The sequence below is a fragment of the Halanaerobium saccharolyticum genome, assembly GCF_003053565.1.
Taxonomy (GTDB): domain Bacteria; phylum Bacillota; class Halanaerobiia; order Halanaerobiales; family Halanaerobiaceae; genus Halanaerobium; species Halanaerobium saccharolyticum_B.
The window spans coordinates 18790-33782 of sequence record NZ_QAXS01000034.1; the positions used below are offsets into that span (position 1 = coordinate 18790).

General features: G+C 34.9%; 14 protein-coding genes. All 14 read right to left on the minus strand.

The window, feature by feature from the left end:
• Window positions 1–83 precede the first annotated feature (83 nt).
• The 14 genes from C8C76_RS11855 to C8C76_RS11920 all read right to left on the minus strand — a co-directional run bounded on the left by C8C76_RS11855 (window position 84) and on the right by C8C76_RS11920 (window position 14959).
• Window positions 84–905 (minus strand): carbohydrate ABC transporter permease, encoded by an 822-nt coding sequence (locus tag C8C76_RS11855; RefSeq protein WP_258222542.1) that lies wholly within the window; start codon window positions 903–905, stop codon window positions 84–86.
• Window positions 906–1769, minus strand: a complete 864-nt coding sequence (locus tag C8C76_RS11860; protein ID WP_181248214.1) for a carbohydrate ABC transporter permease — start codon at window positions 1767–1769, stop codon at window positions 906–908.
• Between the two features lie 75 nt (window positions 1770–1844).
• A complete protein-coding gene (locus tag C8C76_RS11865) occupies window positions 1845–3176 on the minus strand; it encodes an extracellular solute-binding protein (RefSeq protein WP_108141909.1) in 1332 nt (443 codons plus the stop codon).
• Between the two features lie 168 nt (window positions 3177–3344).
• Window positions 3345–4451 (minus strand): GntR family transcriptional regulator, encoded by a 1107-nt coding sequence (locus C8C76_RS11870; RefSeq protein ID WP_181248215.1) that lies wholly within the window; start codon window positions 4449–4451, stop codon window positions 3345–3347.
• Window positions 4452–4724: 273 nt separating this feature from the next.
• Window positions 4725–5201 carry a hypothetical protein gene (locus C8C76_RS11875; RefSeq protein WP_108141913.1) on the minus strand — a complete coding sequence of 159 codons (477 nt, stop codon included), beginning with the start codon at window positions 5199–5201 and terminating at the stop codon, window positions 4725–4727.
• A 106-nt stretch (window positions 5202–5307) separates the two neighbouring features.
• Window positions 5308–6720, minus strand: coding sequence for an SLC13 family permease (locus tag C8C76_RS11880; RefSeq protein WP_258222543.1), 1413 nt, complete (start codon window positions 6718–6720; stop codon window positions 5308–5310).
• A gap of 430 nt (window positions 6721–7150) precedes the next feature.
• Window positions 7151–7726: an adenylyl-sulfate kinase gene (cysC, locus tag C8C76_RS11885; protein WP_108141915.1), complete on the minus strand. Its 576-nt coding sequence runs from the start codon at window positions 7724–7726 to the stop codon at window positions 7151–7153.
• Window positions 7720–9528: a GTP-binding protein gene (locus C8C76_RS11890; protein WP_108141917.1), complete on the minus strand. Its 1809-nt coding sequence runs from the start codon at window positions 9526–9528 to the stop codon at window positions 7720–7722. The genes cysC and C8C76_RS11890 overlap by 7 nt, the downstream gene beginning before the upstream one ends.
• A gap of 9 nt (window positions 9529–9537) precedes the next feature.
• Window positions 9538–10419 carry a sulfate adenylyltransferase subunit CysD gene (gene cysD, locus C8C76_RS11895; protein ID WP_108141919.1) on the minus strand — a complete coding sequence of 294 codons (882 nt, stop codon included), beginning with the start codon at window positions 10417–10419 and terminating at the stop codon, window positions 9538–9540.
• 317 nt (window positions 10420–10736) lie between these two features.
• Window positions 10737–11867: a hypothetical protein gene (locus tag C8C76_RS11900; protein WP_108141921.1), complete on the minus strand. Its 1131-nt coding sequence runs from the start codon at window positions 11865–11867 to the stop codon at window positions 10737–10739.
• A 149-nt stretch (window positions 11868–12016) separates the two neighbouring features.
• Window positions 12017–12535 (minus strand): hypothetical protein, encoded by a 519-nt coding sequence (locus C8C76_RS11905; RefSeq protein ID WP_108141923.1) that lies wholly within the window; start codon window positions 12533–12535, stop codon window positions 12017–12019.
• Window positions 12525–13172: a hypothetical protein gene (locus C8C76_RS11910; RefSeq protein ID WP_108141925.1), complete on the minus strand. Its 648-nt coding sequence runs from the start codon at window positions 13170–13172 to the stop codon at window positions 12525–12527. Before C8C76_RS11910 ends, C8C76_RS11905 begins: the two co-directional genes overlap by 11 nt.
• A gap of 252 nt (window positions 13173–13424) precedes the next feature.
• On the minus strand, window positions 13425–14336 hold the full coding sequence (locus C8C76_RS11915) for an SDR family oxidoreductase (protein ID WP_108141927.1): 912 nt from the start codon (window positions 14334–14336) through the stop codon (window positions 13425–13427).
• Between the two features lie 89 nt (window positions 14337–14425).
• Window positions 14426–14959: a sugar transferase gene (locus C8C76_RS11920; RefSeq protein WP_108141929.1), complete on the minus strand. Its 534-nt coding sequence runs from the start codon at window positions 14957–14959 to the stop codon at window positions 14426–14428.
• Between the last annotated feature and the right edge of the window lie 34 nt (window positions 14960–14993).

Consider the following 14993-nt stretch of genomic DNA (forward strand, 5'->3'; position numbering starts at 1 on the left):
TTTTTTAATCCTACAGAGATTTAAAAAAATGAGTTTCTAATCCCTTGCAAATAGTATTATATAACTTTAATCGTTATTACTTTTTAACCTTTTACTGCTCCAGCAGTTAAGGCTTTTAGAATAAACTTTTGTAATAAAAATACCATTATTATCGCCGGTAATAATGCTATTATACTTGCTGCTGCTAAATAATGGGTGCTTATTTGTTGAAAGTTACCCTGGGTCATTAAAATACCAACTGAAACAGGATATTGGCTAGTTCTATCTAAAAGTAAATAAGGAAGTAAAAATTGGGACCAGGCATTAATAGAAATAAATATTGTAGCACTAGCTAAAGCAGGCAGTGCAACAGGAAGAATAACTTTATGCAATAATTGAAATCTTGAAGCCCCATCAATTTTTGCCGCCTCATCTAACTCTTTTGGTATGGCGTCAAAACCACCTTTTAATAAAAAAGTTGCAAATGGAATTTGAATAGCAATATAGACCATTGATAGTCCGAAATAATTGTTTAATAACCCTAGATTAGAATAATAACGATAAATTGGAATACCAATAACAATAGGTGAAATCATTTGAAATATAAGAATTACAAATAGCAATTTAGATTTATTCTTAAAATCAAATCTAGAAAACGAATATGCTGCAGGTATGGCTACTAAAAGTGTTCCAAAAACCGTATATATAACTAATTTAAAAGAGTTCCAAAGATAAGTAGTCATTGTAGTGTTATTTAATACATAAAGAAAATTATCAAAGGTTATATCTTTTGGAATAAAGGTTGGTGGAAAAATAAAAATTTCTGAAGTTGTTTTTAAAGATAAAGAAATAGTCCATAAAATAGGTAGTAAAAAAAATATTGAAACTAAACCATATAACATATAAATTGATATTTTTTTAACCACTTACTGATCACTCCCCATAAATCCTGCATATAATATTGTAAAGGTACCAGAAAGAACTAACATAATTACAGCGTATGCCGAGCCTCTACCTAAATTTAAATGTCTAAAAACCTGTTTATACGCTCCAAGTGATAAAACTGTTGTACTACTACCTGGCCCCCCCTTTGTAAGAGCAAAAATAGAATCATATGTATTAAAAGTATAAATGGTAATCAAAATTGTGTTTATCATTAGCATTGGTTTGAGCTGGGGTAAGGTAATATTCCAAAACTGTTGCCAGGTTGATGCTCCATCTATGGCGGCAGCTTCGTATAATTGGTCAGGGATCCCTCTTAAAGCAGCATATTGCATAATGCCACTAAAACCAGTCCCACGCCAAACGTTGGCTAAAACTACAGAAAAAAGAGCCCAGGAGGGAGTATACAAAAATGGAATTTGATCAAAACCTAATAATCTAATAAAATAGTTTAAAATGCCCCACGAGCTACTACTATACATTATACTCCAAATAACTCCAGTTATAATTCCTGGAACCACCCAGGCTGTAATCATTGATAATTTTACTAAAGAGCTACCAAATAAATCTTTATTAATCAACATAGCTGTAATTAATCCAAGCAATAACTGAAACAAAACTGATGCGAATACAAAAATTAAAGTAACTTTCATAACCTGCCAGAAATCGCTTCCTGTAAGAATGTGTATGTAATTCTCAAAAGTAAAACCTTCTTTTATAGTCGTTATTGTTGCGTTACTAAAACTCAGCCTTATAACATTTAATAAAGGATATAAAAAGAAAACCCCTAAAACTAAAGCTAGTGGAATAACCCAAATCCACCATCTTTCCATTATGTTTTTATTCATACTCTTCATCCTTTCTTTGAACATTCTAATTTAATGAGGGCTCATTTGATAAAATAAGCCCTCATATTATTTTTATTATTTATTTGCTTCCCATTCGCTTAAAGCTTCTCTCTGTATCTCATCGACTTCAGCTTCAATATCATCAGTTTGACCAGTGAGTAAACGTCCTAAAGCAGTCTGAGTAAGTTCAGAAACTGTATTATAAAGTGGGTTAGCAGGTCTAGCATTTCCATATTCTAATGATTCACTTAATTTTTGCATGCGCTCATTTTCAGAAAAATATGGATCATTTTCATATATTGATTCTCTTGTAGGTAAGTAATTATAAACTTTTGCTCTTTCTGCCATAGCTTCTGCATTACCTACTACTCTCATAATATAGTCAGCAGCTAATTCCTGTTTTACAGGATCATCACTTAATACGGCCCATGTCCATCCACCATTACTATTTGCTCTTTGATCCGCTTTCATTTGTGGGAGAGGTACAAAATCCCATTTTTCATCAGCATCATCAATTATATCGTCAATTTGATTATAGAGCCAACTTCCATTGGCAACCATTGCTACATTATTAGAACGAATTTCAGCTAACATTGGATCACTTGAGGTAATTGAAGAAACCATTACAGGAGCTGCGCCTGTGTCAACTAATCTTTTTAGAAAACCTAAGCTATTTACTAAAGCTTCCTTGTTTTTTCCTTCTCCTATAACAGGACGACCGTTTTCATCAAACATTTCTCCATCCTGAGCCCAAAATAAAGGCCAAACATTACCGTTAACTGCACCTTCCCAGCTACCGAGCCATGCAAGGAAACCATGGACTCCTTTTTCTTCTTTCATCTTTAAAGCCACATCAATTGTTTCATCCCAGGTTCTTGGAGGCTCTTCAATCCAATCTTTTCTATAGTAAAGGAAGCGAGCATCAGTTTCACCCCAAATTGCATGCATTTCTCCATCTTTCATAACTACATCTTTTGTAAAACCATAAAAATCATTAACAGCATCCTCACCCATATATTCATTTAATGATTTGGTATAACCATTTTCTATAAACCTACCTACCCAAAATGAATCAATATGAGCAAAATCAGGTGCATTACCAGATTCGGCTTGAGTCAACAAAGTTGCCATTGTCATAGAAATTTGTCCAGTTGGTGCTACTTGAACATCAATACGAGCATTAGGGTGAGCTTTAGCCCACTCTGCAGCAGCTTTCCGTATATAGTCTTTTCTATTATCAGTTGCCGCAAATAATGTATCAGAGCGCTGAATATTTGCTGTTAATACTATCTCTGCATCTGGATTACCAATTCTCTCAGGTGTAACTAATTCATAGTCTTGAGCGAATGAAACAGAAGTCATAGCAAATAATACAATCAAAGCAATTAGTAATGTTTTCTTTTTCATAATTTTTAATCTCCCCTTTATTATTAATAGAGTTCTAAAAGATTGACTTTAGAGCTTAAGTATAAAATCTCACCTCCTTTTTTTATAATTAGAATCAATTTAATTTTAACTAAACAAATATATATTATTAAAATTGCATTGATTCTGAAAATTTAAAATATGAAGAAGCTAATCTAGAGATTTACATGAATCTCTTATCTCCAGATCACAAGATTGATAAATCTGTTGTATTTCTTTTTCTTGATTATTTTCTTCTATATATTCTAAAAGTAAATTGACTGATTTTTTCCCAATTATATCTGAATGTTGATTTACAGTCGTTAATTTTATTTCTAAATGTTTAATTTTATCCGTATAATCAAAACTTACTACTGATAATTCTTCAGGGATTTTAATCTCATATTTTCTAGACATTTTGATCAAATCTATTACAATAATGTCATTTACACAAATAACTCCAGTTATATTGTTTTTTTCTATGTGATTATAAATTTGCTCATTTATTTTATCTCTAGACTGCTGTTCATCATAAGTGAAGACATCATTTGCTTCAATTCCATATTCTCTTAACGCTCTTTTATATCCAGTAATTCTATCTTCAATAGTACTCGTGTTTGAATAATGTCCTTTTAAAAACATTATGTTTTCATGCCCTAATTGGATTAGATATTCTGTTGCTTCATAACTACCATTTATGTTATCTGCCATAACACAGCTGGTATGACAGAACTGCAGCTTTCTATCTACTAAAACAAATGGAAATTTTTCCGATTTAAGATCATAAATAGCTGTACTATCTTTTTGATCTTCAGCAGGATTAATAATTAATCCATCAACCATTTGACTTTTCATAAATTGAATGATTTCAGCTTCTTTCTTATAATCATTGAAATGGTCTTTTAAAATAAATGTATAATCACTTCCATCTAGAGCATTTTCAATTCCGTTAAGAATTTCAATATTAACTCCATCAGTGTAAGGCATAATAACTCCAATTTGTTTACTATTATTTTTCTTATTTTCTTTTTCTCCCTGGGTATCATAAACAAAAGTCCCTGTACCCTGAACCCTATATAAATATCCCTGATGAACTAATTCCTCAATAGCCTTTCGAATAGTATATCTACTAACTTCTAATTCATTACTTAATTCTCTTTCTGAAGGAATCAATTTCCCTTTTTTATACTCTCTATTTTTAATTTTATTCAGTATAATATCGCAAATCTGTTGATAAATAAATTTTGAATTATCTCGATCAATTTTATCTTTCGTCATAATCAGCATCTCCTTTTTCAACCACTGGTACTTACTGGTAAGTACCTCTATATACTATATTGCATACCAGTGGTAAAATTCCTCTTTTTTTTAAAAATTTTTTTCTTAATAAATAAAAAAACTCTCACTAAAACTTTTATAATTCCAGTGAGAGCAGCAATAGGACAAACTTTTAATATATTTATTTTTTTCTGTTCTACTATTTCTTTGATTTCAGAAACTCTAATAATTTCAGTTTTTTCTCTAAAGCACCGGGACTAATAATCACCATCTTTATTTTTTCTTCTCTCCATCATAAAAAATATCCTGCGGCAATTTGATCTTTTTCAGCCAGTTCTTAAGCTCATCTTCCTTACCCTGGTTGGAAACAAACTCGTTGTCGGAGAAGTTAATAAAAATTCCATCCAGCTTAGATGCTTTCAGCTCTTTTTTAACCTTTTCTAATTCCTGCTCTTCAATCAACTTCTTATCAAGCTCAAAATCTTTTGCTGCTGCCATTTCTGCTATCTCTTCTAAATAATCTTTGGCATTTTCCTGATAGATATCAACAACAGAATCTTCGACATCACTTACAACCTGTTCACCTAAAAAGCCGACATCAGAAATCAAATGCTCAAAAAGCTTTGGCACTTCCTCGAGCATTAAAGCTCTAACTAAAAGTTTATCCTTGGGCTGCAGCTTTTTTTCTAGATGTTGATTAATTTTCTTTAAACCACCATAACTGAATAAGATCAGCATATACTTTTTCATTTATTTATCCCTCACAAGTTTTAATAACTTTTTTGAATTCGATTTAATTAATTTATTCCTCTAGCCGCCATCATTATATCCTTAAATCATTTCAATTGAAAGTATTTTAGATAAAAATCTCAAGTCCAATCAGCGGCCAGTAGAATCTAGCAACTAAAATATAGATCAGCCAGCCGATAACCTTTAGCAGCATTCCCCATTTTAAGGCATCTTTGATCTGGTAATAGCCGGAAGAAAAAGCAATCGCATTGGGAGGTGTTCCCATTGGCAGCAGAAAGGCAAGTCCACCTGATAGGGCTACAGATAAAGTTAAAAGAACTGGGTTTAAACTGTAGGCTTCAGCTGCACTAAAGGCAACTGGTAAAATCACTGCCACAGAAGCTACATTACTCACACCCTCGGTTAAAATTGAGGTAAAGATTGCTAAAAGGACGATAAATAAGAATGGTGCCAGTTCCAATTGAGAAAAGAATCTGTCTGCCATCCAGTCAGTTACTCCGGTTTCTACTAAAGAAGAAGCAACCACAACTGCTCCACCATACATTAAGATTACTCCCCAGTTAACATATGCTTCTACTTCCTGCCAGCCAACAACCTTAAAGGCTACAACTAGAACTCCACCCAGCAGGGCTGTAACTGCAATGTTGATTATGTTTGATAAAAATAACCAGCTGCCGACTACTGCTCCTAAAATTAGGATCAGTTTTTTCTCAGCTTTAGATAAATCTCCCCTGGCCTCTGACTTGGCCTTCAATTTATTTAAGGAGCGAGAAGTATCCTGAATATCAATCTCAGCGAATTTGGAAATAATCACTGCGAAAACAATTAAGAGTAGAAAGGGAAGCGGCCAACTGTATTTAATCCATTCAAAAAAGCCAATGGAGATGCCGTAATGTTTTTCTAAAAGTCCAACTGCCAGCAGGTTGCGGGCACCACCAAGATAGGTTGTGATTCCACCGATTACTGTTCCCCAGGCCATTGTCAAAAAGAGCAGTTTACCATAATTACTCTCCAGCCTCTTTAAGTCCAGGCTGACTGCAATCTCTAAGACTATCGGAAAAAGTAGAGCTGCAACAGCATGTTCAGGCATAATTAAGGATAAAAAAGCAGCTGTAAATAAAATACCGTATAAAAGCTTCAATGGACTGCTGCCGCTAAAAGAGATTATCTTAAAGGCAAGCCTTGAGCCAAGCCCTGTCTGATAAAGTCCGGAAGCAAGAATTAAAGCTCCCAAAATAAAAAAGATCGCTTTAGAACCAAAAAGAGAAAAGGTATATTCAAGGCTCATTACATTCAACAAGGGGAGTAAAGCAATTCCTAAAAGAGAAGTTACTGATAAAGGCAGCACATGGGTTACCCAGAGGGTTAAAACAAGCACAAATACAGCCAGTGCTCTCTGGCCTGCAGGCTCTAATCCGCTCATGGTTGGCATCAATAACAGAATGATAAATAATATTATTCCTATATATTTAATGATCTCTTTAAAATATTTAAAAATCAAATTCTCACCTACTTTCATTACTTTTGTGTTATTTGTGATTTATTTCTTTTTAACCAGGTCCAAATAAAATAAAACCTCTCCCAGCCGTCGCTCAAAGGAGAGGTTGAATAAACTTCGCTATCTTAATTTAGATATCTACTTTTAGATCTAGCTTATTTTGCTATTTTTCTTTCTAATTTATATATTTCTTTTTCATTTTCAAGTTGTTTCATCTCTGAAGCTATTAAATTCTCCTCTAAAGTTTGAAAGATTAACTTCCAGACCATCAACTTGAGATTCTAAAGCAGCAACTTTAGAATCTATTTTACTAAGTCTTCTATATTACTTTGAAGATTAATTGGCAAGGAAATGGAAGGATAAATAAGGCGTAAAATTTTTATAGTTTAATAATAATCCAACCAGGATTAGTTTTGGTAAAAATTGGTTCGGTAAACGGTAGCTACACGTTTTAAACTAAGCCGAGCACCAGCTCCACTGATTCCTCAAGGCTGAGTTTTTCGGTGTCAACTATCAGATCCGGGTTTTCCGGCTCCTCATAGGGAGCTGAAATTCCGGTGAAGTTTTCAATTTCACCTTTTTTGGCCTTGGCGTAGAGACCTTTGGGATCCCGTTCAGCACAGGCCTCCACACTGGCTTTAACATAGATTTCCTTAAAGTTTTCTACTCCGGCAGCCTCCCGGGCAGCTTCTCTTCCGGATCGATAGGGAGAAATAAAGGAAGCCAGGGTGATTAGGCCGGCATCTGCAAAAAGGGCAGCTACCTCACCGATGCGGCGGATATTTTCTTCTCTGTCTGCGGCGGTAAAGCCGAGGTCCTTATTTAAACCAAAGCGCAGGTTGTCACCATCTAGGCGGTAGGAAGCTCTTCCTCTCCGGTAAAGCTCCTTTTCCACTTCAACGGCAATGGTAGATTTACCGGAGCCCGAGAGCCCGGTAAACCAGAGAACCATTCCCTGCTGCCCTAAAAGTTCCTCCCGGGCAGCCTTATTTATTTCACCTGAATGCCACTTAATGTTATCTACCATGGTCTAAAGATAATCCCCCTGTCCTGTAATAGACCTTTAATTTGAGCTGAAACTTCAGCTTCTGAAGTAAACTCAGGGATATGGAGGTCAAACTCTAAATCAGTTGTCACTCTATCACCTAGCCAGACCGTCTCGATCTGCTGTGGGTTAACTGTTGTTTTGATCAGCTCCAAGTCGGACTGAGTCAGCTCAACAGCTGTTACAACTAAAATAGCTCCTGCATCGAGCATTAAGTGAGAAACCTCAGCCAGACGGCGCAGGTGCTCTTCTTTGTGGCCGTTATCACCATTTTTAATATCAGCATCAACACCATAGAGCAGGTTACCAATACCGAGGAAGTAGACTACCTTACCGTCGTTAAATAATCTCTTCTCCAGGGCTTTAGCAGTTGGTTTTTTACCAACATCCTCTTCTCCAGTAATCAAGATCAGAGTTGATTTCTGATTATATTTTTCAGCTCTATCTTCGCGGCTGATTAGAGACTGCTCCCAGTTATAGTTACGGCGCATTACCTTTTCGCGGACCCAGCTCTGCTCATCTTCCATAGCTTCTGAGATAATTCCACCACCGGCAATCTCAAAGTCATCGACAATGACAAAGCGACTGGTTTCTTCTATCTCACCGGCCAGGTCAAAGGCCATCGCCTTATCTAGTTTAAAGACAACCTCTGCTACATCGTGGCGCTCAATCTTTTCTTTAGCTTCATCCTGATTTAAGTTGGAAGCATCGATTACCCGGTTGATTTTTTCCAGGCGTGCCTTAACTTTTGCTGTTCCAAGTTTAAGGTGATAGACCTTATCCTTAACTAAATCCTGGCGGGCCAGCCAGAAAAGATTAGCCTTGATTCTTGCTGAAACCTGGGGCTCAGCTTCATCAGCCCGAGAAGCAAGCTCCCCGCGGGTGATATAGATCTGTTCGTCCAGAGTAAAACCGGTAGCTTTACCGACCTTGACCTTATGCTGTTTATCTTCTTCAAAACCTTCTATTGTCTTAACTGTACTCTTTTTACCGGAAGGATAGAAAACAACTTCATCACCGACATTCAACTCACCTGCGGCTACTGTTCCGGCAACTATGCGGCGGTCGTCTCCACCTTTGGTAAATTTATAGACATCCTGAACCGGCATTCTGTAGGGCTTATTGTGCGGCAGAGCAGCATTTTCAAAGCTGTCCAGCTGTTCTAAAACAGTTTTACCTTCAAACCAGTCCATATTTCCCGATCTGTCAGCTACATTATCTCCGAGCATCCCGCTGACCGGAATAAATCGCTCTGCTTCCAGTCCGATTTCAGTTAGAAAGTCTGTATATTCTTCTACAATCTGATTATATGTATCCTCATCATAGTCAACTAAATCCATCTTATTTACCACTACTGCAATCTGTTTGATGCCGAGCATGGAAAGCATATAGCCGTGGCGGCGGGAGTTTTCCCTTACACCTTCGGAAGCATCGATTACTAAAAGAGCTGCTTCTGCTCTGGCAGCTCCGGTTACCATATTCTTTAAGAATTCAATATGTCCCGGTGCATCTAAAATTATATACTGTCTATAATCTGTCTGAAAAAAGACCCGTGCTGAATCAATGGTAATCCCCTGAGCCTGCTCATCTTTGAGAGCATCTAAAAGAAAGGCATATTCAAAGGGCTTGGAGTTTTTGCGGCAGGTTTCCTTTACCTGTTCTAACTTACCATCAGGTAGAGAATCTGTATCTGCCAGCATTCTACCGATAATTGTACTTTTACCGTGGTCAACATGGCCTGCAATAACTAAGTTTAAATCCTGTTCTTCAGTTTTATTATTCATCATTACCTCCTACATATACCCGTCTTTACGCAGTTCTTCTAAACCGCCACCATCTTCTTTATCCTGGGCTCTACCATCACGCTCTGCAACATTGGCAAACTTACCTGTTTTAAGCTCTTCTACTACCTCATCAACTGTGGAGGCTGTAGATTCTACGGGCTCAGTACAGGGAGCACAGCCTAAAGAACGATAGCGTTTACCTTCACCCTGATCAAAATAGAGTGACACCATTGGTATCTTTTCGCGCTGAATATATTCCCAGACATCAAGCTCGGTCCAGTCTAAAAGAGGATGAATTCTAACATGGGTACCGGGAGCAAAATCAGTTTTATACTGGTCCCAGAATTCAGGTGGCTGATCGCCGATATCCCAGTCATTGTTGCGGTCCCGGGGTGAGAAATATCTCTCTTTGGAGCGGGAACCTTCCTCATCTGCTCTGGCACCAACAATTACCCCTGTGTAGGGTTCACGGTTGCTGTCCAGTTCATACTCGTCCTTATTATGATTATATCTGTAGCGGCGCCAGTTACCATTTAAGGTGTTTTTAAGCGCATCTGTCTTCAAGCGTCCACAGCATTCTAAGTGAGTTGCCTTGCCATTAGGAAAAGTTTCTCCTGCTGCCAGAGTTTCTTCGTCCTGACCGTAAATCATATCAAGGTTCCACTTTTTAGCTAGCTTATCCCGGTGTTCAATCATCTCGGGAATCATGTAGCTGGTGTCAATATGTACTAATGGTATTGGCACATGTCCAAAAAATGCCTTCCTGGCCAGCCAGAGCATTACTGTTGAGTCCTTACCTACTGACCAGAGCATACAGATATTATTAAATTCACTGTATGCTTCTCGCAAAATATGAATACTTCTGCTTTCTAACTTATCTAAATGATCCAAATTTGACCCTCCTTAAAAATATATAGCTGCCGGTTAAGCAAGTAAATAGTCCGGCACTAAATTAAAGCTTTTCATTGTCGAATTATCAGGAATCTTAAAACCTAAGTTATTTGATTTCAACTGATTAGATTTTATCAAAAAGCTGCCCTAAAAACAAGACCCATTTAAAAAGAGCAGTCCTCAAATAAAACTAAGAACTGCTCCTCAAATTAATCACTGTCTTTTTTTATTAATTATCAAAAATGCTCATTTGTCCTTCAGCTGTATTTGCTTGATCACCAATCAAATTTCTTAAAGCATTTAATTGGTTATAATCATCAGAATAGCTCATCATCCTTACCTCCCCAGACTTTTATTTGAGAATCTAAATACTGCTGAATATTGCAGACAAGTCTTGCTATTGTATTCCCACAATTCTTTTTTGAGAGATAAATTGAAATAAAGTCTTTAGTTATTTCAAAATTAATTTTATTTCCCTGATTGCCATTATGAAGATCTACAGCAAGTACTTTATAATAACCATCATCAATTTTATCTGCGTAACCCCAGAGTTTAAACGGCTTTTTATTAGAAAAGATTGCCTTAATTATATATTCTGCTGACAAATCATCTCTTTTAAATTCAATATTAATGGGAAGCCCCATTAATTTATTGTTTTCAATGCTAATAGAATAATTCTTTTCAATATTATAAACGAGCTCTTTATAATCAGTATAAAGTTTATTAACCAGCCATAAATGACGATTAAAACTTTTCCCTCTAGTTGAAAATTTACCGTCATAACGTAAATCATCGATTATTCTGCTTGCAGCATCCTGTTTTTCCTGGCTTAATAAACTCAAATGAGAAATTCCGGTAGTATATGAGAATTGCTCATTAGAAGCCAGTAAATTTATTAAACCTTTTACTTTAGTTTCTGAAGAATTATTTATTTTTAGATTTAATTTTTCACTATTTTCTTCTGACTTTTCCACATCAATTTTATCATGGTTGATTGAAATTCCTCGCCAGGTGGTATAATCCTCTGTAGACTTCATTAATTTTTTACTGAGCCATACATTATCAAAATTAGGAATATATTTTAACAAACGATCTATATTGGTATCTGTAGCTTTTGATCTTTCCGAACTATGAAGCATAAAAAATCTTTTATCTTTTTCTGCATCCAGAAAAAATTCAGTCTCATCAAATAATAATTTATATAGAAATTCTTCTTCAGTTTCTTTTAGCTTTACTTTATATTCCAGGTCTTTTGTTTTATTTTTAAAAAACCGCAAAAAATCATCATGAGAGGGATTATCAGTTTGGTTAATATGACCTTCAATTAAATATGTCTTAACTAAATTTTGATTGAAGTTCTGTTCCTGTTCCTCTTTCCGACTTACATAAACACTGTTCATTATATCATTAAATTTATTATATAATTCACGACGATTTTTAACCTCCATATAACCCCTCCTTTTATCCGCTAGATTATATCAATACAATAATTATATTACTAGAATAAATTTATCAAATTATTTTTTGAAATACTTTATCCATTAAGTATATTATAATACTAATGTTTGGCACAATCAAGAAAAATGAAATTCAATCTTCAATTTAAAAACTCTCTGCCGTTTATTAAGACTAAAGCTTTTAGCAGATCATAAACTGCATAAAGAGTAGAAAAAAGAAGCAGCAGCGAAAATAAATTAATTATTTTACCACTAATAAGATTTCCAGATTTAGACAGTTCTAAAAAAGAGAACTTTATTTTTTTACAGCTAATTATAATAAATGATAGGATCAGGCTAAAGAAAACATAAATAAGATCTTCTCTGCTTTCTTTATAAAATTTATTCAGTCTTTTTGTAGCTTTTTTTAACATTTCCTCAAGCTTTTTATTATTCTCATTTTTTCTGCTTTCAATTTCTGCCTTTACTTTACTAATTGAATTATAATTAGAGACATAAATTGTTAAGGCAAGCGCAAATAAAGACACAAAAACTGTATGGGTAAATACATAATCTAATATTTTATCCAGCTCACTTAGCTCAGTAAATGAAACAATTAAAGCTGAGAAAATAAATATAATCATCAGGGGCCAGAGTTGTTGAAAAACCTTATTCTTCATTATGACCACTCATATCATCAATTTTTTCCAGTTCAGCCTTAATCTTTGCAATATTTAACTGATTAATGTTTTCCGCTAAATAGGCAGATTTAATATTATCTTTACTGCTTTTAGTTTTAACTTCTCCCTCTTCCATAAATTTTAACCTGTAACTACCTCCTCCGGCTGCTATATAATCTATGTAAGTTCCTACCCTTTCTTCCTTGACTAATAAGTTACCCTGTTCGTTTTTGAGTTCTATATTCACCTCAGCTGCATTTGATATTTCTTGTTCTTCTTTTAACAATTCATTTGCCTCATATCTATTGCCAAATAAATTTGGAGCTCTTAAGTTTAACTGCATTGAGTAAATTTTACTGCTCTGAGCTACCAGCTGCCAGAACATTTCTCGGTGACTAATCTCATCTATAGTAAATATATACTGCCCAAAATCAACACATTCATTGATTAAAGCCTGAAGTATATTTTGAGCGGTTGAAATATTCTGAAAAACTGCTGCTTTCTTTTGAATCAGTATAATTTGTTTCTTAAAATCAATAATGACATAAACAAAGGGATATTCTGTATCTTCCACTGTTTCTATATCACTATCTCCCTCCTGATATTTATTGAAATCTCTTTTGCGAGCAAGTTTCAATAAATAGAGATCTTATTCTACTGGCAGACACTAAAAAATAACGATAAGAAAAATACTTTGTCTTTTTTTGCACGCTGACCCCTCCTAAATTTTATAATCTAAATGATATTTCGAGGTCAGTCAAATTTTTCCTGCTTTTTAGTGAAAATTTTCTCAAAATTATTTAAAAAACAATTCTTTTATAGTATAAAAAACCTTTCATCAGAATTATAAAACTCTGATGAAAGTAGTAATTTATTAATATTTACTTTTTTATTTTGAATAATACTTCACTGTCTGCTCCAGCCCAGATTTGAAATCATAATCAGGAGTCCAGCCCAATAATTCCTTAGCCCTGCTGTTTGCTAAAGAAGAGTGACGGATATCACCCTGCCGGGCTTCTTTATATACAGGCTCTAAATCATAAGGAAGTATCTGATTTAAGTAATCAACTAAATCATTGACACTATCCCTGCTTTGAGTACTGATATTAACTAAAACATTATCTCCCTGATCTAAAGCCATTAAATTGGCTTTTACCAGATCAGCAACATAAATAAAGTCTCTAGTCTGCTCACCATCCCCAAAGATTATCGGCCTTTCTTCAGCCAGCATCTTATCTACAAAAATCGAAACAACTCCACCTTCTCCTTTTGGATCCTGACGGGGTCCATAGACATTGGCGTAGCGGAAAATAGTATATTTAAGATCATAAAGTTCACTGTACATTTTTATGTAATGTTCTGGAGTATGTTTGCTAATTCCATAGGGTGACATCGCTTTAATTGGATGTTTTTCATCTACAGGCAGATAATCTGGTTCGCCATAGACGGCTGCAGAAGAAGCATAAATCACCTTTTCAACATTATACTCTCTACACCCTTCTAATAAGTTTATTGTTCCTAAAATATTGTTTTGAGCGTCAGCAAGAGGATCTTTAATTGAATGCTGAACATCTATCTGAGCTGCATGATGAATAACGTGGCTGATCTCATTTTTTTTAAAAACTTCCTTTAATTCTTGATCTCTAATATCCAACTCATAAAAATCAACCTGCCCATTTAAATTCTCTTTTTTACCGGTACTTAAATTATCAACTACTATTACCTTGTGCTCTTGATTAATTAATTCATCTACTATGTTGGAACCAATAAAACCTGCTCCTCCTGTTACTAATACTTCCATTTATATTCATCTCCTTGATCTAAGTAATAAAATACCCGCTGCTGCAGAATATTAGCACCGGGTAATTAATATCTAATTTATTATTTATTTTAATTTGCTTTATGTCCCATAAAAATAACTTTTAAAGTTTCTAATAAGATCTTTAAGTCAAAGACAAAAGAACGCTTATTAGCATATAAGAGGTCCATCCTCAGTTTATCTTCGGCATCAGTATCATAGAACCCATAGACCTGAGCTAAACCTGTAATACCGGTTTTAATGAAATGACGGTACTTATAATGAGGAATTTCTTTTTCAAACTGACCGACAAAATGTGGTCTTTCCGGCCGTGGACCAACTACACTCATATCACCCTTTAAAACATTGAGCAGCTGTGGTATTTCATCTATTCTGGTTTTTCTTAAAAGCTTACCAACTTTTGTTACTCTACTGTCATTTTTCTGAGCTAAAACAGGACCAGTATTTTTTTCTGCATCATTGACCATTGTCCTAAACTTATATACTTTAAATTTTTCTCCCATTCGGCTGATCCGTTCCTGAGTAAAAAACAAGGGGCCTCTGCCAGAGATTCCGCAAATGATTTTTAAAAAATAAAAAAGAGAGAATATTACTTTAAACAGTATTTTCTACACTAAAATCAGCTCAAATAAGATACAG